Origin of the sequence: Phycicoccus sp. Soil802 (assembly GCF_001429605.1) — a bacterium.
Lineage (GTDB): Bacteria > Actinomycetota > Actinomycetes > Actinomycetales > Dermatophilaceae > Pedococcus.
In genome coordinates, this window is sequence record NZ_LMSS01000001.1 from 664,814 (window position 1) to 688,212 (window position 23,399).

Annotated in this window: 18 protein-coding genes; 9 read left to right on the forward strand and 9 right to left on the reverse strand. The window is 70.6% G+C overall.

Annotated features, from left to right (window positions below; genetic code table 11):
• Nucleotides 1–42 precede the first annotated feature (42 nt).
• Nucleotides 43–555: a Rieske (2Fe-2S) protein gene (locus tag ASG91_RS03135; protein ID WP_082593850.1), complete on the reverse strand. Its 513-nt coding sequence runs from the start codon at nt 553–555 to the stop codon at nt 43–45.
• A gap of 269 nt (nt 556–824) precedes the next feature.
• Between ASG91_RS03135 and ASG91_RS03140 the strand changes: the two genes are divergently transcribed.
• From ASG91_RS03140 to ASG91_RS03160, 5 genes are all read left to right on the forward strand, one after another.
• A complete protein-coding gene (locus ASG91_RS03140; RefSeq protein ID WP_235543730.1) occupies nt 825–1,955 on the forward strand; it encodes a branched-chain amino acid ABC transporter substrate-binding protein in 1,131 nt (376 codons plus the stop codon).
• Between the two features lie 115 nt (nt 1,956–2,070).
• Nucleotides 2,071–3,057, forward strand: a complete 987-nt coding sequence (locus tag ASG91_RS03145) for a branched-chain amino acid ABC transporter permease (RefSeq protein WP_056921114.1) — start codon at nt 2,071–2,073, stop codon at nt 3,055–3,057.
• Nucleotides 3,054–4,184, forward strand: coding sequence for a branched-chain amino acid ABC transporter permease (locus ASG91_RS03150; RefSeq protein ID WP_056921115.1), 1,131 nt, complete (start codon nt 3,054–3,056; stop codon nt 4,182–4,184). Before ASG91_RS03145 ends, ASG91_RS03150 begins: the two co-directional genes overlap by 4 nt.
• Nucleotides 4,177–5,157 carry an ABC transporter ATP-binding protein gene (locus ASG91_RS03155; RefSeq protein WP_371262022.1) on the forward strand — a complete coding sequence of 327 codons (981 nt, stop codon included), beginning with the start codon at nt 4,177–4,179 and terminating at the stop codon, nt 5,155–5,157. The genes ASG91_RS03150 and ASG91_RS03155 overlap by 8 nt, the downstream gene beginning before the upstream one ends.
• The gene (locus ASG91_RS03160; protein ID WP_056921259.1) at nt 5,147–5,866 is read left to right on the forward strand and encodes an ABC transporter ATP-binding protein; all 720 of its coding nucleotides are present in this window, start codon (nt 5,147–5,149) and stop codon (nt 5,864–5,866) included. The genes ASG91_RS03155 and ASG91_RS03160 overlap by 11 nt, the downstream gene beginning before the upstream one ends.
• A gap of 79 nt (nt 5,867–5,945) precedes the next feature.
• Here ASG91_RS03160 and uvrA read toward each other — a convergent pair whose 3' ends face one another.
• Nucleotides 5,946–9,083, reverse strand: coding sequence for an excinuclease ABC subunit UvrA (uvrA, locus tag ASG91_RS03165; RefSeq protein ID WP_056921116.1), 3,138 nt, complete (start codon nt 9,081–9,083; stop codon nt 5,946–5,948).
• A gap of 73 nt (nt 9,084–9,156) precedes the next feature.
• Here uvrA and ASG91_RS03170 point away from each other — a divergent pair, with 73 nt between their 5' ends.
• Together ASG91_RS03170 and ASG91_RS03175 are read left to right on the forward strand one after the other, a co-directional pair.
• Entirely contained in the window at nt 9,157–10,983 is a 1,827-nt protein-coding gene (locus ASG91_RS03170; protein ID WP_056921117.1) for a glycoside hydrolase family 15 protein, read from the forward strand.
• Nucleotides 10,980–11,717, forward strand: a complete 738-nt coding sequence (locus tag ASG91_RS03175) for a maleylpyruvate isomerase family mycothiol-dependent enzyme (RefSeq protein WP_056921118.1) — start codon at nt 10,980–10,982, stop codon at nt 11,715–11,717. The genes ASG91_RS03170 and ASG91_RS03175 overlap by 4 nt, the downstream gene beginning before the upstream one ends.
• A gap of 22 nt (nt 11,718–11,739) precedes the next feature.
• On the opposite strand, the gene ASG91_RS03180 is transcribed toward ASG91_RS03175, so the two are convergent.
• From ASG91_RS03180 to ASG91_RS03190, 3 genes are all read right to left on the reverse strand, one after another.
• Complete coding sequence (locus ASG91_RS03180; protein WP_082593851.1) at nt 11,740–12,414, reverse strand: response regulator transcription factor; 675 nt, start codon at nt 12,412–12,414, stop codon at nt 11,740–11,742.
• 166 nt (nt 12,415–12,580) lie between these two features.
• Nucleotides 12,581–13,231, reverse strand: a complete 651-nt coding sequence (locus tag ASG91_RS03185; protein ID WP_056921120.1) for a response regulator transcription factor — start codon at nt 13,229–13,231, stop codon at nt 12,581–12,583.
• Nucleotides 13,228–13,716 carry a sensor histidine kinase KdpD gene (locus tag ASG91_RS03190; protein ID WP_056921121.1) on the reverse strand — a complete coding sequence of 163 codons (489 nt, stop codon included), beginning with the start codon at nt 13,714–13,716 and terminating at the stop codon, nt 13,228–13,230. The genes ASG91_RS03185 and ASG91_RS03190 overlap by 4 nt, the downstream gene beginning before the upstream one ends.
• A gap of 488 nt (nt 13,717–14,204) precedes the next feature.
• Between ASG91_RS03190 and ASG91_RS03195 the strand changes: the two genes are divergently transcribed.
• On the forward strand, nt 14,205–15,098 hold the full coding sequence (locus ASG91_RS03195) for a DMT family transporter (RefSeq protein ID WP_056921122.1): 894 nt from the start codon (nt 14,205–14,207) through the stop codon (nt 15,096–15,098).
• Here ASG91_RS03195 and ASG91_RS03200 read toward each other — a convergent pair.
• Together ASG91_RS03200 and ASG91_RS03205 are read right to left on the reverse strand one after the other, a co-directional pair.
• Nucleotides 15,087–16,091 carry a TerC family protein gene (locus ASG91_RS03200; RefSeq protein ID WP_056921260.1) on the reverse strand — a complete coding sequence of 335 codons (1,005 nt, stop codon included), beginning with the start codon at nt 16,089–16,091 and terminating at the stop codon, nt 15,087–15,089. The genes ASG91_RS03195 and ASG91_RS03200 overlap by 12 nt on opposite strands.
• A 275-nt stretch (nt 16,092–16,366) precedes the next feature.
• On the reverse strand, nt 16,367–16,720 hold the full coding sequence (locus tag ASG91_RS03205; protein WP_056921123.1) for an MmcQ/YjbR family DNA-binding protein: 354 nt from the start codon (nt 16,718–16,720) through the stop codon (nt 16,367–16,369).
• A gap of 155 nt (nt 16,721–16,875) precedes the next feature.
• Between ASG91_RS03205 and ASG91_RS03210 the strand changes: the two genes are divergently transcribed.
• Nucleotides 16,876–17,823 carry a hypothetical protein gene (locus tag ASG91_RS03210; RefSeq protein ID WP_157605955.1) on the forward strand — a complete coding sequence of 316 codons (948 nt, stop codon included), beginning with the start codon at nt 16,876–16,878 and terminating at the stop codon, nt 17,821–17,823.
• Here the strand turns inward: ASG91_RS03210 and ASG91_RS03215 are convergent.
• Complete coding sequence (locus ASG91_RS03215) at nt 17,814–21,683, reverse strand: AAA family ATPase (RefSeq protein WP_056921125.1); 3,870 nt, start codon at nt 21,681–21,683, stop codon at nt 17,814–17,816. The two genes, ASG91_RS03210 and ASG91_RS03215, sit on opposite strands and share 10 nt — an antisense overlap.
• Complete coding sequence (locus ASG91_RS03220) at nt 21,680–23,398, reverse strand: MFS transporter (protein ID WP_157605957.1); 1,719 nt, start codon at nt 23,396–23,398, stop codon at nt 21,680–21,682. Before ASG91_RS03220 ends, ASG91_RS03215 begins: the two co-directional genes overlap by 4 nt.
• Between the last annotated feature and the right edge of the window lies 1 nt (nt 23,399).

Sequence of the window (23,399 nt, forward strand, 5' to 3'; positions counted from 1 at the left end):
CACGCGGCATACCTCCCCCTGCGCGCGGGGTGGGCGGGTGGGTCAGGTGACGCTGATCCCGTCGCCGCTCACGGAGACCGTCTTCTCGGGCAGTGCCGTGGTGGCCGGGCCCTGCTTCACGGCGCCGGTGGCGATGTCGTACTTGCTGCCGTGGCAGGCGCAGTTGATCGTCCCGTCGGCGACGCCGCTCACCAGGCAGGCCTGGTGCGTGCAGACCGCGCTGAACGCCTTGAAGTCACCGGACGTGGGCTGCGTGACGACGACCTTCTGGCCGGAGAAGACCTTGCCGCCGCCGACCGGGATGGTCGCCTTGGAGATGGCTTCCTTCGCCGCGTCGGTGGCCGAGCCGGCGGCGTCGTTCGCCGCGTCCTCCGCGGCGCCGCACGCGGCCAGGGCCGTCGCGCCGACCCCGGCGAGGCCGACGGACGCCAGCACGGTGCGCCGCGAGGGGCCGGACGCGGGCCGGGCGCCCGGAGCCGTGACCGGCTCGACGGCCGGCTCGACGGCCGGCTCGACGACGTGGGTGGGGGTCGGGGTGTCGTGGGGGGTGGTCATGCGCGCGCCTTTCGGTGGAGGTGCCCCTGCCGAGGGACTGACCAAGGGGGCCCAGTGTGTGGGCCGGACATGGGTACGACGTGTGACGCTGCCATGACGTTCATGTGGATATGACGGGCGGGGTGATAACGACACGGTCACGCATGGGCTCGATGTGCCCACATCCACGGGGAACGGCGGCATAGTCTGCACACACCCCAACCGGGGTGACCCGCGGGCGCAGGCTGTCCCGCGTGCTCCAGATGACTTCAGGAGGAGTCTTGCGTTCCGTGTTCAAGATTGGCGCGCCACTCGTGGCCGCTGCCCTCGCTCTGTCTGCCTGTGGTGGGACCACCGGCGACGGTGACTCCGCCTCTGGCGACAAGGCGTGTGACCTCAAGATCGGCTACTTCGGCCCGCTGACCGGAGATGCCGCCAACCTCGGTATCAACATCAAGAACGGCGCCGAGCTCGCCGTCAACGAGTACAACGCCAAGAACGCCGACTGCAAGGTCACCCTGGTGTCCTTCGACAGCCAGGGCGACCCGTCGATCGCTCCCGGACTGGCCCAGAAGGCCGTCACCGACAAGAAGCTCGTCGGCATCGTCGGCCCCGCGTTCTCCGGTGAGTCCAAGGCAGCCGGCCCGATCTTCGCCCAGGCCGGCCTCAACACCATCACCGCTTCGGCGACCAACCCGGCACTGTCCGAGAACGGCTGGAAGACCTTCCACCGCATCCTCGGCAACGACGCCACCCAGGGTCCCGCCGCCGCGAAGTACATCAAGGACATCCTCAAGGCCGACAAGGTCTTCGTCTCCGATGACACCTCCGAGTACGGCAAGGGCCTCGCGGACATCGTCAAGAAGGACCTCGGCTCCGCCGTGGTCGCGACCGACCAGACCGCAGCCGACGGCAAGCAGGACGACTTCTCGCCGACCGTGACCAAGGCCAAGGCCTCGGGCGCGACCGTGTTCTTCTACGGCGGCTACTACTCGAACGCCAGCAAGCTGGTCAAGCAGCTCAAGAGCGGTGGCTTCACCGGTCAGTTCGTCAGCGCCGACGGCGTCAAGGACGACGGGTTCATCAAGGGCGCCGGTGCGGCGTCCGAGGGCACCATCGTGACCTGTCCGTGCCTCCCCCCGGACCAGGCCCCCGAGTTCGCTGCGGCGTTCAAGAAGGCCTACAACTCCGACCCGGCCACCTACTCGGCTGAGGCCTACGACGCCGCGAACGTGTTCCTGGCCGCCATCAAGGACGGCAAGACGTCCTCCGCGGACATGATGTCGTTCATCAGCTCGTACAGCGCCAAGGGCGTGACCAAGACGGTCAAGTTCGACGCCAAGGGCGAGCCGGCCGAGGTCTCCGTGTGGGCCTACAAGGTCACCGGCGGCAAGATCGTTCCGGACCAGGAAATCAAGTAGTTAGACCGGATTGCGGCCAGGGCTCTCGGCAACGGGGGTCCTGGCCGCTACCGTGTTCCCGTCCGGACCAGGGCCCCGTCGAAATGACGCGGCGGTCCCCCACCACGGAGGCCCGATGGATCTTCTCCTCAGCAACTTCTGGGCGTACACGATCGGCGGGCTGGCCTTCGGGGCCATCTACGCGCTGATCGCGCTCGGCTACACCCTTGTCTACGGCGTACTGCGACTGATCAACTTCGCGCACTCCGAGGTCTTCATGTGGGGCAGCTTCGCCGCTGTCTGGGTGCTCCTCGCCCTCGGCGCGAAGGGCGCGACCGGGCTCGGCCTGGTCGCGTTCCTGATCATCGGCTTCGCGGCGGCCATGGCCGTCTCAGCAGCCGTGGCCCTGGGGCTCGAGTTCGTCGCCTACCGCCCACTGCGCAAGCGCAACTCACCACCCCTCATCGCGCTCATCTCCGCGATCGGCGCCTCGTACGTGCTCTCGGAGGCGATGGGCCTGCGCGACAAGCCGTTCAAGTGGTTCGGTGCCGACGACAACCTGGCCGACTACGTCGGTCGGCCGCGTGAGGCCTCGCCGCTGCCGCTCGACGTCCCGACCGTGCGGCTCTTCTACATCTTCGACTACCACGTGTCGAACATCGACCTGATCGTGCTCGGGTCGGCGATCGTCATGATGGTCGTGCTCGACCAGTTCGTGCAGCGGTCCCGGCTCGGCCGAGGCATCCGGGCCGTCGCCCAGGACGCCGAGGCCGCCGCCCTGATGGGTGTGAACCGCGACCGGGTGATCCGCCTGACCTTCGTCATCGGCGGGGCGATGGCAGGCGCCGCGGCGATGATGTACCTCCTGAAGATCGGGGTGACGCGCTACAACGCGGGCTTCCTGCTCGGTGTGAAGGCGTTCACGGCCGCGGTCCTCGGTGGCATCGGCAACCTGCGCGGAGCCCTCCTCGGCGGTTTCGTGCTCGGCGTCGCGGAGAGCTACGGCTCGGCGTTGTTCGGCTCGAACTGGAAGGACGTCGTCGCGTTCACGCTGCTCGTCGTCATCCTGCTGTTCCGACCCACCGGCCTGCTCGGTGAGTCCCTCGGAAAGGCGCGCGCATGAACCCCGTCTCGTCCTTCTTCCACGGTGTGGCCGACCGGTTCCGTGCCCTGCCCCGCTGGGGCCGGCTCGTGGTTCTGGCCGTCGTGGTCGTGCTCGTCTACTTCCTGCCCATCCTCAACCCGCCGGTGATCACGACGCCCGACTCCGACTTCGGCGCGGTGCTGTTCCTCTGTGCCATGTACGCCCTCGTGGCCATCGGGCTGAACATCGTGATCGGGTATGCCGGGTTGCTCGACCTCGGCTACATCGGCTTCTTCGCGATCGGCGCCTACACCGTCGGTGTGCTGGGTTCGGCCCATGCGAAGGTGCCGCTGCTGCTGTGCATCCCCGCCGCGATGGCGGTGACGTTGATCTCCGGTGTCGTGCTCGGCGCGCCCACCCTGCGCGTGCGTGGCGACTACCTCGCCATCGTGACGCTCGGGTTCGGTGAGATCGTGCGGCTCATCCTGGTCAACGCCGACAAGCTGACCAATGGCAACCGCGGTATCTCCGGCATCCCGACGCCGCCCAGCCTCGACCTGTTCGGGGTCCCTCACCTCGTGTGGGACGGCTTCGTCGCCAGGGTCGACCTCGACAACCAGACCCGCTTCATCAAGTTCTCGGTGGTCGACTCGATCCCCTACTACTGGCTGGCGCTGACCCTGGTCTTCTTCGTGCTCTTCCTCGACTGGCGGATGCAGAACTCCCGCGTCGGCCGGGCCTGGGAAGCCACTCGTGAGGACGAGGACGCCGCCGAGCTGATGGGTGTGCCGACCTTCCGGTTCAAGCTGCTGGCCTTTGCCACCGGCGCGGCCATCGGTGGCCTGTCTGGGGCGCTGTTCGCCACGAAGCAGCAGTTCATCAACCCCGACAACTTCACCATCCTCTACTCCGTGCTGTTCGTCGCCATGGTCGTCGTCGGTGGTCAGGGCAACCGCTGGGGCGTCGTCGTCGCAGCCGCGTTGCTGACCTACCTGCCGGAGCGGTTCCGGGACCTGTCCGACGCCCGGTTCCTGCTCTTCGGCCTGGCCCTGATGGCGCTGGCCATCTTCCGCCCGCAGGGCCTGATGCCCGCGCGAAGGAACGTCCGGGCGAAACGGGCCGACGAGGAAACCGAAGTTCTCGAGGAAGGAGCGGCGCATGCCTGACGCCACCAAGGGTCCCGCCGGCGACAGCCGCCCCGACGCCAACGAGCCCCCCAAGGACCTCGCCGACGAGGCCAGCGTCACCAAGGCGGACGAGCACCGCGGCACCCGCGTCGACGACGACTCGGTGCTGCCCCCCGACGAGGAGGCCGTGCCCGACACCTCCGTCGACATCTCCGTGGAGGAGGTGGCGCACCTGCCCAAGGGCAAGATGCTCGAGGTCGACGACGTCACCCTCCGGTTCGGTGGTGTCACGGCGCTCGACGGGGTCTCGTTCCACATCAACACCGGCGAGATCCTCGGACTCATCGGGCCGAACGGTGCGGGCAAGACCACCTGCTTCAACGTGATGACCGGCGTCTACCAGCCCACCTCCGGCCAGGCCCGGTTCATGGGCGAGCCGCTCGGCAAGCGCCAGAAGTTCCAGATCACCAAGCTGGGGATCGCGCGGACCTTCCAGAACATCCGCCTGTTCCACAACATGACCGCCATGGAGAACGTCCTCGTCGGAGCCGACGCGCACCACTCCACCGGCATGGGCTCGGCGCTGCTGCGGCTCCCGAAGCACAAGGCCGAGGAGGCCGAGGGCAACGACCGGGCCTACGAGCTGCTCCGGTTCATGGGGCTGGAGAAGCGGGCCGACGAGCTCGCCCGCAACCTCCCCTACGGCGACCAGCGCCGTCTGGAGATCGCCCGCGCGCTGGCGACCAACCCCAAGCTGCTCTGCCTCGACGAGCCGGCCGCCGGGTTCAACCCGGCGGAGAAGGCCCGTCTGATGGAGCTGATCCAGACGATCCGTGAACAGGGCTACACCGTGCTGCTGATCGAGCACGACATGAAGCTCGTCATGGGCGTCACCGACCGCATCGTCGTGCTGGAGTTCGGCAAGAAGATCGCCGAGGGCCTCCCCGCGGAGATCCAGGACAACCCTGCCGTCATCGCGGCCTATCTGGGAGTTGATGAAGATGCTTCTTGAGGTCGAGAACCTCTGCGTCAACTACGGACGCATCGAGGCGATCCGCAACATCTCGTTCACGGTCGACGAGGGCGAGGTGGTCACGCTGATCGGCGCCAACGGGGCCGGGAAGACCACCACCATGAAGACGGTCTCCGGGTTGCGGCCGGTCCGCCAGGGCACGGTCCGGTTCGAGGGCCAGGACATCACCTCGACCCCCGCGCACGAGCGGCCGGTGCTCGGCATCGCGCAGTCCCCCGAAGGTCGTGGCTGCTTCGTCGGCATGACCGTGCTCGAGAACCTCGACATGGGGGCCTACGCCCGGGCCGACCGCAAGACCCCGAAGATCAAGGAGGACCGGGACCGCGTGTTCGGGCTCTTCCCGCGTCTCGCGGAGCGCCGTAGCCAGGTCGCCGGCACGATGTCCGGTGGGGAGCAGCAGATGCTCGCCATCGGCCGAGCGCTGATGGCCAACCCGAAGCTGCTGCTGCTCGACGAGCCGTCGATGGGTCTGGCGCCCAAGCTGATCCAGCAGATCTTCGACATCATCACCGAGATCAACAAGCAGGGCACCACGGTGCTGCTCGTGGAGCAGAACGCCGCCCAGGCCCTGAAGCGCGCCCACCGCGCGTACATCCTCGAGACCGGTGAGATCGTCCGCGAGGGCACCGGCCAGGAGCTGGCGAACGACCCCGCGGTCAAGGCGGCCTACCTCGGTGGCGACGTCTAGGAGCTCCCTCCGTGCCGCTCGTCCGGCACACCCCGAACGGCCCCCCGGTGTGTACCGGGGGGCCGTTCGCACGGGGTGGCTAGGCCTTCTTGGCGACCTTGCGGGCCGGCGACTTCGCGGCCGCCTTGGTGGTCACCTTGGTGGTCACCTTGGTCGTCGCCTTGCGGGCGGGGGCCTTGGCGGCTGACTTGGTCGCGGGCGTGGTCGCCTTGGCCGCGACCTTGCGGGCTGGGGCCTTGGCAGCCGACGTGGTCGCCGTCTTCTTCGTGGCGGCCGCCGCTGCGGTGCGCTTGGCCCCGGTCGCCCGCTGCGGGGTGCGGGCACTGCGGGCCAGGATCGGCGCAAGGAACTGCCCGGTGTAGCTGTCCTCCACCCGGGCGACCTGCTCCGGGGTGCCCTCGGCGACGACCCGGCCGCCGCCGTTGCCACCCTCGGGACCCATGTCGACGATCCAGTCGGCGTTCTTGATCACGTCGAGGTTGTGCTCGATGACGATCACCGTGTTGCCCTTGTCGACCAGGCCCTGCAACACCATGAGCAGCTTGCGGATGTCCTCGAAGTGCAGCCCCGTGGTGGGCTCGTCGAGCACGTAGATGGTGCGCCCGGTGGAGCGCTTCTGCAGCTCCGCGGCCAGCTTGACCCGCTGGGCCTCACCACCCGAGAGAGTGGGGGCCGGCTGGCCGAGCCGGACGTAGCCGAGCCCGACCTCGTTGAGTGTCTTCATGTGCCGCGCGATCCCGGGGACCGCGGCGAAGAAGTCGGCGGCCTCCTCGATCGGCATGTCGAGCACGTCGGCGATGGTCTTGCCCTTGAAGTGCACCTCGAGCGTCTCGCGGTTGTAGCGCGCCCCGTGGCAGACCTCGCACGGCACGTAGACGTCGGGGAGGAAGTTCATCTCGATCTTGATGGTGCCGTCGCCGGAGCAGGCGTCGCAGCGCCCGCCCTTGACGTTGAACGAGAACCGGCCCGGCTGGTAGCCGCGGATCTTCGCCTCAGTCGTGGTGGCGAACAGCTTGCGGATCGCGTCGAACACTCCCGTGTAGGTCGCCGGGTTGGACCGCGGGGTGCGGCCGATCGGGCTCTGGTCGACGTGGACGACCTTGTCGAGGTTGTCGAGGCCCTTGACCGTCTTGTGTCGCCCGGGCACGTGGCGGGCGCCGTTGAGCTTGTTGGCCAGGACGTTGTAGAGGATGTCGTTGACGAGGGTCGACTTGCCCGAGCCGGAGACGCCCGTGACGGCCACGAGGTTGCCGAGCGGGAACGACACGTCGACCCCGTGCAGGTTGTGCTCGCGGGCCCCGACGACGGTGACCTCGCGGCCCTTCTCCTGGGGACGGCGCACGGCCGGCATCGGGATCTCGAGGCGCCCGGAGAGGTACTTGCCGGTGATCGAGTCAGGGTGCTCGAGGAGCCCTTGCACCGGCCCGGAGTGCACGACGACCCCGCCGTGCTCCCCCGCGCCCGGACCGATGTCGACGACCCAGTCGGCGGTGGCGATGGTGTCCTCGTCGTGCTCGACGACGATCAGCGTGTTGCCCAGGTCGCGCAGCCGGGTCAGCGTCTCGATGAGTCGGTGGTTGTCACGCTGGTGCAGCCCGATGCTGGGCTCGTCGAGGACGTAGAGGACGCCGACCAGCCCCGACCCGATCTGGGTCGCGAGCCGGATGCGCTGGGCCTCGCCGCCCGACAGGGTGCCGGCCGGCCGGTCGAGGGAGAGGTAGTCGAGCCCGACGTCGAGCAGGAAGCCGAGCCGCGCGTCGATCTCCTTGATGACCCGCTCCGCGATCTGGCGCTCCCGCGTGGTGAAGTCGACCTCCTTGAGGAACTTCGCGCAGTCCGCGATCGCCAGCGCGCAGATGGCCGAGATGCTGCGACCGCCGATGTGCACGGCCAGCGACTCGGGCTTGAGTCGGGCCCCACCGCACTCGGGGCACGGCACCTCGCGCATGAACCCCTCGTAGCGCTCCCGGCTCCACTCGGAGTCGGTCTCGGAGTGCCTCCGCTTGACGAACGGCACGACGCCCTCGAAGCCGGTGGTGTAGGACCGCTCACGGCCGTAGCGGTTCTTGTAGCGGACGTGCACCTTGTAGTTCTGGCCGTGCAGCAGCGCCTCCCTGGCGCGCGCCGGCAACGCCTTCCACGGGGTGTCCATGCCGAACTTGAGGTCCTCGCCGAGGGCGGTCATGACCCGCTGGAAGTACTCGGCCGACCCGCTGGTCGAGGCCCAGGGGGCGATCGCCCCCTCGGCCAGGGTCAGGTCCTCGTCGGGCACCAGGAGCTCGGGGTCGACCTCGAGCTCGGTGCCGAGACCGGTGCACTTGGGGCAGGCGCCGAACGGGCTGTTGAACGAGAACGACCGCGGCTCGACCTCGTCCATCGACAGCGGGTGGTCGTTGGGGCAGGCCATCCGCTCGGAGAAGCGCCGCTCGCGCTCGGGGTCCTTGGGGTCCTTGTCGACGAACTCGACGACCAGGACACCGCCGGCCAGCCCCAGCGCGGTCTCGACGGAGTCGGTGAGCCGCCGCTTGGCCCCGGTGTCGTCACCCTTGGCCACCAACCGGTCGACCACGACGTCGATGGTGTGCTTGACCTGCTTCTCCAGCTTGGGCGGCTCGGTCAGCGATACGACCTCGCCGTCGACCCTGGCCCGCGAGAAGCCCTTGCTCTGCAGCTCGCCGAACAGGTCGACGTACTCCCCCTTGCGAGCCCGGACGACCGGGGCGAGCACCTGGAACCGGGTCTTCTCGGGCAGCTCGAGGAGGCGGTCGACGATCTGCTGGGGGCTCTGCCGGGTGATCGGCTCGCCACAGACCGGGCAGTGCGGGCGACCGGCCCGCGCGAACAGCAGGCGGAGGTAGTCGTAGACCTCGGTGATCGTGCCGACGGTCGAGCGCGGGTTGCGGTTGGTCGACTTCTGGTCGATCGACACCGCCGGGGACAGCCCCTCGATGAAGTCGACGTCGGGCTTGTCCATCTGGCCGAGGAACTGGCGGGCGTAGGCCGACAGCGACTCGACGTAGCGACGCTGACCCTCGGCGAAGATGGTGTCGAACGCCAGCGAGGACTTGCCCGACCCGGACAGCCCGGTGAAGACGATCAACGAGTCGCGCGGGAGCTCGACCGAGACGTCGCGGAGGTTGTGCTCACGGGCCCCCCGGACGATGAGCTGGTCGTGCTGGTGGCGGCGGGCAGGTACGGCTGAAGTCACGCGCCCCATCGTAGGTGGCCGCACCGACAACGCTCGCCGGAGCCCGTGGGCGCACGCCCACCCCGCGGCATACAGTCGGCGCATGGCCACCCACGCCCACACTCCCATCGAGGAGTACGCCGTGCTCGGCGACACCGAGACCGCCGCCCTGGTCAGCCGGGCCGGGTCGATCGACTGGCTCTGCCTGCCACGCTTCGACTCCACGGCGTGCTTCGCGGCCCTGCTGGGCACCCCCGAGCACGGCCGGTGGCTGCTCGGCCCGGTCGGGGAGGCCAGGAGCACCCGGCGCTACCTCGAGAACTCGTTCGTCCTGGAGACCGTCCACGAGACCGAGACGGGGGCCGTCAAGGTCCTCGACCTCATGCCGCTCGGTGACGGGCGGGCCGACATCATCCGCAGCGTCGAGGGACTGCGCGGCACCGTGACCATGCGGCACGAGTGGATCGTCCGGTTCGACTACGGCAAGGTGCGCCCGTGGGTGTCCCACAGCGTGGGCCACCGGCTCGACGGCGACGTGATCACCGCCGTGGCCGGGCCCGACATGCTGGTGCTGCGCGGCAGCCGGCTCCCCCAGGCCCACGACGGGCACCACGAGGACGAGTTCGAGGTGGCCGCCGGGGAGACGCACACCTTCTCGACGACGTGGTTCCCCTCGTTCGAGCAGGTCCCGCCGCCACTGGACATCGACTCGCGGATCGCGGAGACCATCCGGGTCTCGAACGAGTGGGCCGAGCGCTGCGACTACGAGGGCCCCTACCGCGAGCTGGTGGTGCGGTCGCTGCTGACCCTGCGCGGCATGACCCACTCGCGGTACGGCGGTATCGTCGCCGCGCCCACGACCAGCCTCCCCGAGGACTTCGGGGGCGAGCGCAACTGGGACTACCGCTACTGCTGGCTGCGCGATGCCTCCCTGACCCTCGAGGCGCTGCTCGCCTCGGGCTACGTCGACGAGGCCCGGCTGTGGCGCAACTGGCTGCTGCGCGCCGTGGCCGGTGACCCGGAGGACCTCCAGATCATGTACGCCATCAACGGGTCGCGACGGCTGCCCGAGCGCACCCTCGACCACCTGCCCGGATATGCCGGCTCCACACCGGTGCGGATCGGCAACGGTGCGGTCGACCAGCGCCAGTCCGACGTCCTCGGCGAGGTCATGATCGCGCTGGACGAGGCCCGGGCCAAGGGTCTCGAGGTGTCCACCCAGAGCTGGGCCATGCAGCGCGCGCTGGTGCAGAACCTCGCCCGGCACTGGCAGGAGCCCGACAACGGCCTCTGGGAGATCCGCGGGCCGCTGCGCCACTTCACCCACTCCCGGGTGATGGTGTGGGCCGCGTTCGACCGCGCCGTCCGGGGTGTCGAGAAGTGGGGTCTCGAGGGTCCGGTCGAGCAGTGGCGCGAGCTGCGCGACCAGGTCCGCGAGGAGATCCTCTCGAAGGGCTTCGACGCCGAGCGCAACACCTTCACGCAGCACTACGACACCACCGAGGTGGACGCCTCGCTGCTGCTGATCCCCCTCGTGGCGTTCCTGCCGCCCGACGACCCGCGGGTCCTCGGCACGGTCGCCGCGATCGAGCGGGACCTCATGCGGGCCGGCTTCCTGCTGCGCTACCGCACCGAGACCGGCGTGGACGGCCTCGCCGGTGACGAGCACCCGTTCCTGGCCTGCTCGTGGTGGCTGGTGAGTGCGTATGCCGTGTGCGGCCAGGTCGCGAAGGCCCGGGACCTGATGGACCGGCTGGTGGCCCTGTTCAACGACGTGGGGCTGATCTCGGAGGAGTACGACCCCCACGAGAAGCGGATGGTCGGCAACTTCCCGCAGGCCTTCTCGCACCTCACCTTCATCGGCGCCGCCCACGCCCTCGCGGAGGCGGAGGCGAAGGGCGCCGCCGAGCCCGGCGGTCAGCTGCCGTGAGGGCCGACCCGGGCCACCTCGAGGCCGACCTCGCGGCCGTGCGACGCCACACCGCCCTGCTCGTCGAGCACACCGCGACGCTGGCCGACGTGCGGGCACCCTCGCTGTGCGAGGGCTGGAGCCGGGCGCACGTGCTGGCCCACGTGGCCCGCAACGCCGAGGCCATCCAGCGGCTGGCGCAGTGGGCCGTCGACGGTGCGCCGAGGCCGATGTACCCCGGCGGCACCAAGGGTCGCGATGCCGCGATCGAGGAGGGCGCCGCGAAGCCCGGACCGGCCTCCCCCGACGACCCCCGCCCGGCCGGAGCCTTCCTGGACGACCTGGCCGGCACGGCTGCCGCGCTGGAGCCCCACCTGGCCGCCCTCGCTGGTCCGCTGGCCGTCGCCGAGGTCGAGATGCGGGGTGGCCTGATGGTCCCTCCGCTCGTGCTGCCGAGGCTGCGGCTGCGCGAAGTGGTCTTCCACCACGTCGACCTCGCCGACGGGTTCACCTTCGGGGACGTGGAGCCCGAGCTGGTGCTCGGCTTCGTCGACGACGCGGTAGGTCGGCTGGCAACGACCGAGGGCGCACCCGGCCTGAGGGTCGTCAGCGACGAGGGTGACGAGTGGGTGGTGGCTGACGGAGCGGTCACGGTGCGGGGGCCGCGGGCCGGCCTGCTGCTCTGGTTGGCGCGACGGGACGCCCGCGAGGTCAGCCCGGAGGGCGACCTTCCCCATCTCCCCCGCGGGTCCTAGCCCCGCGCGGAGCCGGTGCCCTTCAACCGGCTGGGACCGTCGCTCCGGTGATGCCTGCGCGGCGTGCGATCGCGACGGCGGCCAGGGCCGAGTGGACCTTGAGCTTGTGCAGGATGCTCTGCACGTGGGTGCGCACGGTGTTGGGCGAGACGTGCAGCAGGAGCCCGATCTCGGTGCGGCTCATGCCCTCGACGAGGCAGGCCAGCACCTCCAGCTCCCGGCTGGTCAGCTCGCGGATGCCCTGGACGTGCTCGACGGTCGTGTGCTGGCCCCGCGAGAGCGACACCAGCACCTCGGCGAGGAGGTCGGCCGGGATGCGGGTCTCGCCGCGGGCCACGCCGCGGATCGCGTCGACGAGGGCATCGGCGGTCTCGGTCTTGGTGACCCAGCCGCGCACGCCCAGCTGGACGGCCTCGACGATCTGGTCGCCGGCCTCGGCTCCGGTCGCGATGACGATGCCGAGCGTCGGGTCCTCGGCCAGGGCCTCGCGCGCCAGCGTCAGGCCGTCCTCACCCGCGAGGGCGAGGTCCAGGACGACGACGTCGCACGGGGACTCCCGGAGGCGCCGGAGGCCCTGCGCGACACTGGTCGCAGACCCCTGGACCACGATGTCCGGGTAGTCCCCCAGGCAGAGGGCCAAGGCGTCCACGAACACCTCATGGTCATCCACGAGCAAGACGCGCACAGGGGCTGGCATGTACCCCAGCGTCGCGCACCCCGTCGGTCCGCAGAACACGCGAGTGCGGGAGTGGCGCCTACGTCAAAAGGGTGATGGGACTAGTCCCGTCCCTCGTGACGCAGGCGTCACACCCAACCCCCGACCAGACGGTCAGTGCGGCGCAGCGTGCCGTCTGCGCAGGTGGTCAGCGCAGGTGGACCGGCCACGACTCGTGCGAGCCGTGGGCCGACATCAGCGCTGCCGCCTGGAGCCTGGAGTGCACCCCGAGCTTGGTGAGCAGGTTCTGGACGTGCGTCCTGGCCGTGCTCCGCTGCACCCCCAACGAGGACGCCATCTCCTCGGTGGTCTGGCCGTCCATGATGCAGCGCATCACCTGCCACTCACGGTCGGTCAGGAACTGCAGCGCCCACAGCGGGTCGTCGGTCGACTTCTGCGGGCGCAGCGCGCGCTGGAGCAGCGACGGCTCGACCGCGAGCTGACCACGCACGGCGCGGTCCAGCATCTCGACGATCTCGACGATCGGCTTCTCCTTGCCGACGTAGCCCGACGCACCCTCCGCGATGGCCCGGCCGACGATGCCGTGGTCCGCCTCGGCGGAGAGCATCACGACCTTCGTCTGCGGGGAGATCTCCCGGATCTCGTGGATCGCCGAGACCGACGTCCCACCGGGGAAGTTCACGTCGAGCAGGCACACGTCGGGACGGTGCATCGCGACCGCGCTGACGGCCTCCTCGGGCGTGCCCGCCAGGGCGACGACCTCGTGACCACGGGCGCCCAGCGCGAGGCCCAGGGCCTCGAGCAGGAGCAGGTGGTCGTCGCAGACGACGATCCTCATGACGCCACCCGCCGGAGCTCGGCCTGGGCGAGGCAGATGTCGGCCACGGTTCCCCTGTCTTCACCGGCGTGCAGCCGGAACGACCCGTGGCAGGCCGCAACCATCGCCCGGGTGGTGGTCAGCCCGAGCGACGTGCGGGGGCTGACCTTGCCGAGCCCCGGTCCGTCGTCGGTGACCGTGAGGTGGACACCTTCACGGTCGGTGTAGGTGTCGACCCGCACGTGACCACCGTCGCCGGCGGCGCGCACGGCGTTGTCGAGCACGCAGGCCAGCGCCCGGCTCAACGCCACCGGACGGGCCCAGGCCTCGAGGCCCTCGACCACGTTGATGCTGATGACACAGTGCGCGGTGGCCCGGGCCCGGACCACCGCCCGGTGGGCGATGGCGCCCACGTCGGTGGTGGTCACCTCGTCGGCAGCGGCCTCGCTGAGGCTCGTCTCCACGAGCTCGGCGAGCCACCGTGCCTGACCGGCGATGCCGTCCATCTTTCGACCGACGTCACCGCCTTCGGTGCCGGCAAGCAGGAGAATCGCAGCCAGCGGTTGCCGCAAGTCATGCAGCAACGCGCGAACCGTGTCGATCTCCCCACCAGCGACTGGGCGCTGGATATCTTCGAACAAAGCAGCCATGTATGTCCCTCACAACCCCGCAGACCGGAGACCAGCACCCCCTGTGAGGTCTCCTTGTGGTTCGCGACTGGTCAAAGGTATGAGTTCAAAAAGACGGGCAGCAATAGTCATTAGGGACTAGGTGACCTCACCAATACATGCCGGTTGCCTGCTCTCACCATGGGGTGCTTCACGTGCCGTGCGACGGCGCAGCGAATGTGAACGGTCTAAGTGAAAATCGGTGGGTGGACGTTCTCAGTATTTGGATGACTTGTGTCTGACAGCTGGTCAACAACGCATATCTTTCGTTCGGAGGTGGTATAGAAGGACGCTGCCCGCCGCACGGCTGGCTAGAGTCGCCCACCATGACCACGAGGACGCCGGCCCGGCCGCTGCTCCTCGTCCTGACCGCCATCGTCTCGGTGCAGTTCGGGGGCGCCCTCGCGGCCACCCTGGTCCCCGAGATCGGCGCCGGCGGGTCGGTCACCCTGCGACTCGTCTTCGCGACGGCCATCCTCTGGGCCATCGCCCGCCCCCGGGTCCGCGGCCACCGCCGGGCCGCCTGGCTGACCGTGCTCGGGTTCGGCGCGGCGCTCGGCCTGATGAACCTGGCCTTCTACTCCTCGCTCGCCCACCTGCCGATCGGGGTGGCCGTCACGGTCGAGTTCCTCGGCCCGCTGGCCCTCGCCACCGCCCTGTCGAGGCGACTCCGTGACCTGGCTGCGGTGGTGGCGGCCGCGGTCGGGGTGGTGCTGATCTCCGAGGCGCTCGACACCCCCTTCGCGGACGTGGAGTGGACCGGGCTGGGACTGGCCGCGCTCGCGGGCGCCTGCTGGGCGGCATACATCCTCGCGAGCGGTCGCGCCGGGCGCGAGTTCCCGAAGCTCGAGGGCCTCGCCCTGGCGATGGCTGTCGCGCTGGTCGTGACCCTGCCGTTCGGCGTGACGAGCCTCCCGGACTGGACCGGCGAGTCGGTGGCCAAGGGCCTCGGCATCGCCGTGCTGTCGTCGGTGCTGCCCTACTCGCTGGAGCTGGCCGCCCTCCGCACGCTCAGCCCCCGCGTCTTCGGCATCCTGCTCAGCCTCGAGCCCGCGGCCGCCGCCCTGGCCGGGCTCGTGGTCCTCGGCCAGCGGCTGGGCCACCTGCAGCTCCTGGGCATGGCCCTGGTGGTGCTGGCCAGCGCCCTGGTGATGGGCGCCGGCCAGCGCCGTGCGGGTCAGGGTGACGAGCGCCCCGACCCCGCCCTGTCAGGAGGCTGAGAGCCGCTCGCGCTCGTCCTTGCGGGACTTCCACAGGCTCGCGACGGTGGTGACGCCGAGGATGACCACGATGGCGCCCAGCGAGACCGAGATCGGGATGTCGGGGGCCGAGTGGACGTTCTCGCCGCCGTTGATGAACGGCAGCTCGTTCTCGTGCAGGGCGTGCAGCACGAGCTTGACGCCGATGAAGGCGAGCAGCACGGCGAGGCCCAGGCTCAGGTAGACCAGCTTCTTGAGCAGGCCGCCGATGAGGAAGTAGAGCTGGCGCAGGCCCATCAGCGCGAACAGGTTGGCCGTGAGCACCAGGTAGGGCTCCTTGGTCAGTCCGTAGATCGCGGGGATCGAGTCGAGGGCGAAGAGCAGGTCGGTGGTGCCCAGCGCCATGATGACGATGAACATCGGGGTGGCGAGCTTCTTGCCGTCGATGTGGGTGAACAGCTTGGCGCCGTCGTACCGGTCGGTGGCCGGGAAGCGCTGCTCCACCCACTTCATGAAGCGGTTCTCCTCGTACTCCTCGTCGTCGGTCTCGCCCTCCTTGCCGAGCTTGACCGCGGTGTAGATGAGGAACGCGCCGAAGATGTAGAAGACCCACGAGAACCGGTTGATCGCGGCGGCACCGGCGGCGATGAAGACCCCTCGCAGGGCGATCGCGATGATGATGCCGATGAGCAGGGCCGACTGCTGGAGCTTCTCCGGCACCCCGAACCTGGCCATGATCAGCAGGAAGATGAAGAGGTTGTCGACCGACAGCGAGTACTCGGTCAGCCAGCCGGCGTAGTACTCGGTGGCGAACTTGCCACCCGCCTGATCGTGGGTGAAGTACCAGATGCCGAGGCCGAACAGCAGCGCGGCACCGATGTAGAAGGCCAGCGAGATGCTGACCTCCTTGGTCGACGGCACGTGCGGACGGCGCGCGATGATGAAGACGTCGAACAGCAGGACCGCGGCCATCAGGCCGACGGTGAGGTACCAGACCCAGGTGGGGACTTCCATCTGGGTGGCGGTGGTCGCCACGAATGCGGTCACAGGGGGAACCTTCCGGTCACAACGAGGTGGCCGGAGGTCTCTCCCGCCCCATGAGGTGCGGACCGGCTCCCCGGGTCGGTATGCCGCGCGGCTGGATCAGCCCGTGCGACAAGCGGCCGTGATGACGAGGACACCGCGTGTGGGGATACTCCCCTCCGATGGTCAGCAGTAGTCTCCCAGACTCGCGCCAGTCCCCCAACTCGGGTGCGTGGCGCGAGACGGCGAGGTGCGGCGCCTGCTGGTCAGTCCTGAACCGGTCGGCGGCTCTTGGGGAGCTTGGCGACGACGGTGTCGTAGGAGGCGTCGACCGCCTCGCGGAGCTCGTCGTCGGGGATCGCGCCACCGAGGCGCAGGGTGTTCCAGCCGGATCGGCCGATGTAGGCCATCACCGAGGCGTCGTCGGGGTACTGCAGGAGCCACTCGTCCGCCTCGGTGCGGGTGGCGCCGCACTTCAGGCCGACCGACTCGGTGCCCATGAAGGCGAAGATCTTGTCCCCCACCTTGGCGACGAAGTCGCCCTCCCAGGGCTGGTCCGCCCAGGCGCCGGGCTTGGCCAGGCAGTAGTCACGCAGGGCTTCGGCGTCGAACGTGGTCACAGCAGCGACGGTAGTCCCGACTCGGCCGAACCGGGCCGAACGAGGACGAAGCGCGCCCGATGGCGGCAGGGGGCTAGGACAAGTGAGGTAGGACGCACCGGCCGAGCCGGGCCACGATGGGAAGCCCACGTCCACCTGCCGAACCGAGGTCTGTCATGTCCGTTCGCCGACTCCGCCCGCGTCCCGTCCCGGTGGTGGCCGTGGTGGCCATGCTCTGGGCCGCGGCTCTCCTGCTCGTGGCGCCGTCGGCCTCGATGGCAGGGCCCGTGAAGGGGTCACTGGCGGTCATCTCGGTCGGCGACCAGGGCACCGGACTGGTCGGTGCCGTGGCCGGTCGCCCGTTCACCGTCGTCGTGGAGGCGAGGGACCCCTTGGGCGTTCCCCTCGCGCCCAGCCAGAGCACCACGGTCCGGCTCAGCCTGGTCACCGGCTCGGGCACCCTGGCCGGCGTGCTCGAGGGCACCATTGCCAAGGGCACCACCCGCGGCACCATCGCCGGCGCGACCTACGCCCCGTTCGGGAACGCGGTCAAGCTCGGCGTCGCGGTCGTCTCTGGGACGGCCCTGAGCAGCACGACCACGACGATCAACGTGGCCGCAACCGCCGTCAAGGCCCAGGCCTCACCGCGCAGCAACCTCAACGTCACCGACCCCGGGTGCCCGGCGCCCACGCCCAGCTCGCCGGTGTGCGGCTTCCTCCAGCTCCCCAACGGCGGAAACGGCACGGTGCTGATGTCGGTCGGGTCCTGCGACACCATCCTCAGCTGCCGCACCAAGTCGGGCACCACCGCTCGACTGGTCACCGCCGAGGTCTCGCTCAAGGACGAGAACGGCGCGCCGCTCTACACGCCGTCTGCTCCGGCCACCTTCGTCCTGGCCTGCGACAAGACGCTCTGCGGTCAGGGCGGCGTCAGCTCGTTCCCCGTCACCATCGACGTCACGAACACGGGGGCCTTCACCCAGGTGCCGGACTGCCCGTCCAAGGGTGTGCTGGGCACCGGGCAGACCGCCTGCCGCGACACCGTGCAGTCCACCCGCGACAACGCCGGTGACGTCTACAGCGTCATCCTCTTCACCTACGACATCCGGGGCAGCTACCCGTGACCCGGCTGGTCCTGACTGGCCGGCGTCAGCCACGGTAGCGGCGCCCGCAGCACCCCCAGCCGTTCGAGGACGGCGAACGCCTCGTGGTCGGCCAGGTCCACCGTCTCCAGGTGGGCCTGGACCGCCAGGAGGAACCCGCGCTCGTGGGCAAGGTCGGGTGCCGCGCTCACGGCCAGACCTTCGCGCAGCGACGCCCACGCACCGGCCACGTCACCCAGCACCGACTGCGCGCTCGCGCGGACGCGCAGGGCCGACGGCAGCAGGGTCGCTGCCCTCAGCGCGGTGATGGTCGTCAGGACGCTCTGGGTCGCCGCGAGCGCCTCGGCGGACCGCCCGGCGAGCAGGTGTCCCTCGGCGACGGCGATGTCGGTCTCGCAGACCTCGTGGGGCTCGTGCAGGGAGTGGAAGAGGGCCCGCGCCTCCTCGAGCAGCCGACCACCCTCGTCCGGGCGCCCCGCGCGGTGGTGGGCCCGGCCCTGTTCGCGCAGCACCAGCGCACGCAGCTCCTCGTCGTCGACCGCCTTCGCGATCCGCAGCACCCCGGCCAGGACGTCCAGGGCCGCCTGGGGCCGGCCCTGCCGGTTCAGCAGGTCGGCGCTGTTGTATGCCGCGTTGGCGGCGTTGGGCGCGTCGCCCACCTTCTCGAAGCTGGCCGCGGCGCGCTGGAAGCCTTCGAGCGCCTCGGTCCAGCGACCCTGGAGCAGCAACCGCATGGCGATGTTGTTGTGCGCGTGCGCCTGGCCGCTCAGGTCGCCGAGCTCGGTGTAGAGAGCCAGGGCCGTCTCCCCGTGGTCGACGCCCGAGCTGGAGCCCGTGAAGACCTCCACACCGTGCAGCACGAGGTGGGCCTGCGCCAGCGCGTCGTCCTGACCGGCCTGCTCGGCGGTCTGCACCGCCTCCAGCGCGCACCGGGCAGCCTGGGCGTAGCGCCCCTGGCTCATCAGCACCACGCTCCTGCGGGAGAGCAGCCGGGCCCGGGCCGCGAGTGCGTCGGGACCGTCGGCTCCGGCCAGGATCCGCAACCCCGTGGCCGTCCGCCGGAGCGCCACGGGGTGGCGGCCCTGGCGCTGGGCGACCTTGGCCGCCTTGAGCGAGAGCGCTGCCGACCGCACCGGCTCCCCGACCCAGAGCCGCCTGGCCTGGGCGTAGGCGTGGTCTGCGGCGCCGGAGCGGCCAGCGAGGAAGAGCGCGTCACCCCACGACTCGAGGTCGGCCGCCCGCTCCTCCGTGGGCACCGACCCCGACCGCAGGGCGGCCTCGGCCGCTTGGGCGTAGGCATGGGCAGCCGCCTCGGGGGCGGCCGCGGCCAGCGCCTTGGCACCCGCCCGCCGGGCGCACTCCCACGCGTCCGCGAACCGTCCCGCGGCGAAGAAGTGGTGCGCCAGCACCTCCGGTCGGCGGCGCCGGGCGCGCGGGGAGCGCGACAGCACCTCGCCCACCGTCGCGTGCAGCCGGGTGCGCACCCTGATGGGCAACCCGGCATACGCGGTCTCCCGGTGCACCGCGTGCCGGAACTGCCACCGCCGGCTCCCGGCCGGCTCGAGGAAGGCCGACAGCTCCGCGACGTCGTCGCGCAGGGTCCGCCCGTCGGGGAGGTCGGCCACCAGCTCGGCCAGGAGGGCGAGGGTGAACGAGTCCCCGAGGACGGCAGCCCGCCGCAACAGCGACCGCTGGCGGGGGGCCAGGGAGTCGATCTGCACCGCCACCAGCTCCTCCACCGACAGGGGGAGGTCGTCGATCCGGTCGCCCCGCGCGGCGGCCAGCACCAGCTCGCGGATGAACAGCGGGTGCCCGCCCGCCCGGGCCACCAGCGCGCGCGCCGCGTCCGGTGGGAGCGGACGTTCGGGGTCGACCAGCTCGGTCATCAGCTCGCTGGCGCCCGCACCCAACGGGCCGAGCTCGACCACGACCCCGTCGGCGGGTGTGCGGTCGTCGAGCTCGCGGCGGGTCGTGAGGAGCAGCCAGGGTCGTTCGTCGCAGCGGGCCGCCAGCTGCTCGAGCACGCGCGCACTGTCGCCGTCCATGAGGTGGGCGTCCTCGACCACGATCAGCGTCGGGGTCTGGAGCGCCGCCTCCATCACGGCCACCACCAACCGGTGCAGCACGTCGGAGCGGAACTCCTCCCCCAGCTCGGCCTCGTCGAGCGGGAGCTCGAGCGGGAGGTCGAGCGGGAGGTCCAGCGGGACGTCGAACACCAGGCCGAGCATCGGCAGCTGCCCCAGGAGCTGTGGGTCGCGGGTCGCGACCAGTGTGGCGGCCCGCCGGAAACCCTCCTGCGGGTCGACCTCGGAGGACAGCCCGAGGGCTGCGGCGAGCAGGAGCCGCACGGTCGCGTAGGGCGCCGTGGCACCGCTGTGCCCGCACTCGGCCTTGAGCACCTCGAAGTCCTCGGCACCCGCGAGCACCTCCGCGACGAGGCGGGTCTTGCCCATGCCGGGTTGGCCGATCACCGTGACGATGCCGCCCGCTCCGTCGCCGAGGCGGTCGAGGGCGGTCCTGATCACCCCGAGCTCGAGCTCGCGTCCGACCATCGCCGTCTCGACCTGGTCGACCACCCGCGAGGTCGGCCGGCCGAGGGTCACACTGGCCACCGGTTCGGCCAGGCCCTTGAGCCGCAGCGAGCTCGTCGACTCCACCTCCCACGGGGTGCGGCTGTGCTCGAGCAGCTCGGCCGGCAGGCTGATGGTCCCGGGGGTGGCGCGCGCGGCGAGGCGGGCCGCGAGGTTCACGGCACCCCCCTTCACCGAGTAGGTCCGGCGACTGGCCGGGCCCAGGTCTCCGGTGAAGACCCGTCCCTGCGCGACGCCCACCCGCACCGGTAGGCGACCCGGCCGGTCGACCACGTGGCGCACCGCGGCCAGCAGGTGGTCGACGTCGTCGCCGGTGCTCTGCGGGGCGCCGGCGACCAGCATCACCTTGCCGCCGTCGACGTCGATGTCGGTCTCGTGGAACGACACCCCGTGCCGGGTCGTCGCCTCCTGGATGGTGCGCACCAGCTCGTCGATCGCGCTCGTGAGGGCTTGCGGTCCGTCCTGCTCCAACAGGGCGTCGGTGCCGGAGAAGCGGACGAACGCCGCTGCGGCGACGCGGTGCTCGGGTTCGCGGTTCCCGTGTGCGACGTGGGCGCGCAGCTGGCTGGGCACCAGTCGGGCCCGGTCCGTGGTCGGTCCGCCCGAGGGCTGGGGCAGGACCCTCGTCAGGTCCGGAGTCACCTCGGGACCCCGGGTCACGGGGGGCGGGAGGCCGCGCAGGAGGAAGCCCGGCCCGGTCGCCTCCCCCACGAACCGTTCCGGCAGGAGCTCAGCCGTCGCCGCGTCCACGAGCACCTGCCCCGCCGCGGCGGCTGCCTCGGTCGCCGTCACCCGGCTGGCCAGGTGTCCGAGCACCATCAGCTCCCGGTGGGCACCCGGGTCTCCGGCGAGGACGAGGTGCACGTCACCGGTGGCCACGCCCGTGGAGGCGCGCAGGACCACCGCCCCCACCGAGGTGCGCAGGTGCCCCACCCGGGACAGCACGGCGCGCATCCTCGCGCCGGCCCGGGTGGCGCGGACGGCCGAGCCCTCGCCGGTGGCGAGCAACAGCACCGCGTCGCCGCCCCACTTGAGGAGGTCGCACCCTTCGGCCAGCGCCACCTCGACGAGTGGCCCGAACACGTCGTCGAGGACGTCGCTGAGCTCCTCGGCGCCCGCTCGTCCCCGCGCGGCCAACCGCTCGGTGAGCCGGGTGAAACCGCTGATGTCGAGGACCACGAGGCTGCCGGACAACGCCCAGTGCGCCGGGGTGGGGTCGGCCGCCATGGGCCCGCGCAGGAGGGCAGGGAGGTAGGGCTCGAGCCGGGTGTCGAGGTCGTCCACCGTCACCCCGCGAGGATCCGGCGGGCCATGACGGTCTCGGCAGCTGTCACCGCCTCGACGTTCCCCAGCACGGCGTCGAGGAAGGCCCGGCGCCCCAGCCCGCGGAGAACGGTCGGCTCGACGGCGCGCACCTGGGCGGTCCGTGGCACCTGGCGCAGCAGGGCGATCTCGCCGAAGTAGTCACCGGCGTACTCGGTGCGCAGCAGCACACCGTCGTGCCAGATCTGCACGGCGCCCGACTCGATGATAAAGAACTGGTCGCCCTCGTCGCCCTCGTCGAAGACGACCGCACCCGCGGCCACCTCCACCCGGGTGAGCTGCCTGGCCAGGCCCTCCAGGGCGGTGCGGTCCAGCGGCGCGAACATCGGCACCGACTCGACCAGCGGCAGTCCCTCCGGCGCACGGAGGGTGAGGTCGAGCCGACGCATCCGTGGGACCGCGGGGATGACCATCGCGGTCACGAGCAGTCCGAGCAGGGCCATCCCCCACTGGAGCCCGACGAGGGCGATCAGCACCGGCATCACGCCTGCGCCGACCGCCATCGAGCCGATGTAGGCGGAGTCGAGGGTGCCGAAGACGCGACCGAGCAGGTGGTCGGGGGTGAGCCGTTGCAGCAACGTGTCGAGGTTGACGTCCACGAGCGGGTTGGCCAGCCCGAGCAGGAGCATGACGAGCACGGCGACCGCCACGGTCGGCCACACCAGGACCAGCACCAGCGGGAGCGACCAGAGGACGACTCCCACGCAGAAGTCGAGACCGAGCTGTTGGCGCGACGCCCGCGACAGGGCCACGAAGCCGCCCACCAGGGCGCCCACTCCGAGCATGGAGTCGAGGAAGCCGACCCCGGGCGGGCCCAGGTCGACGAGGTCGAAGGCCATCGAGACGACGAAGACTGCCGACGCGCCGGCGACGAGGGTCTGCGCGCAGGTGAGCGCGATGAGGACCCGCAGGTCGCGGTTGCGCCAGATGTAGGTGAAGCCCTCACCCGTCTCGCGCAGGAAGGCGAACCGCTTGCTGTCCTCGGCCGCGGCCTCGGAAGCGGATTCGGCCTCGGTCGCGGCTCCGGCTCCGGCTTCGGCGGCCTGCGGGACCGCCGCCGGTTCCGCGGCCGCGGCCAGCGGGTGCACGCCGTAGACCAGGGCAGCGGACCAGAGGAACGTCGCCGCATCGAACACGAGGACGACCTCGACCGACGTCGACGCCAGCAGGCCGGCAGCCAGGGCCGGTCCGACGAAGAAGGCCAGGCTCTCCAGTGTGCTGGACGTGCCGTTGACCGCGGTGAGCTCCTCGGGCCGGGAGACCAACGACGGCATCATCGCGCGCTGTGCGGGGCGGAACGGGGTGCCCAGGACGGAGGCGAGACCAGCCAGCACGAAGACGACCAGCGGGTCCACGGTCGCCATGATCGCGGCGATCACCAGCAGCAGGACGCAGCGGGCCAGATCGACGCCGATCATGATTCCCTTGCGGGAGTAGCGGTCGACAAAGGTCGAGGCGAACGGCGTGCAGACCGCCATCAGGATGAACCGCACCACCGCCCAGACCGCGAGCACCTTGGCCCCGCCCACGCTGTACGCCCAGACGGAGATCGCGGTCGCGTAGGCCCAGTCGCCGATCAGCGACCCCCCGAAGGCGAGCATGATGCGGCGCAGGTTGCGGTTGCCGAAGACCGTCCGTACCGCGGTCGACGACTCGCGGACGGCCTGGCCCAGCACACTCACT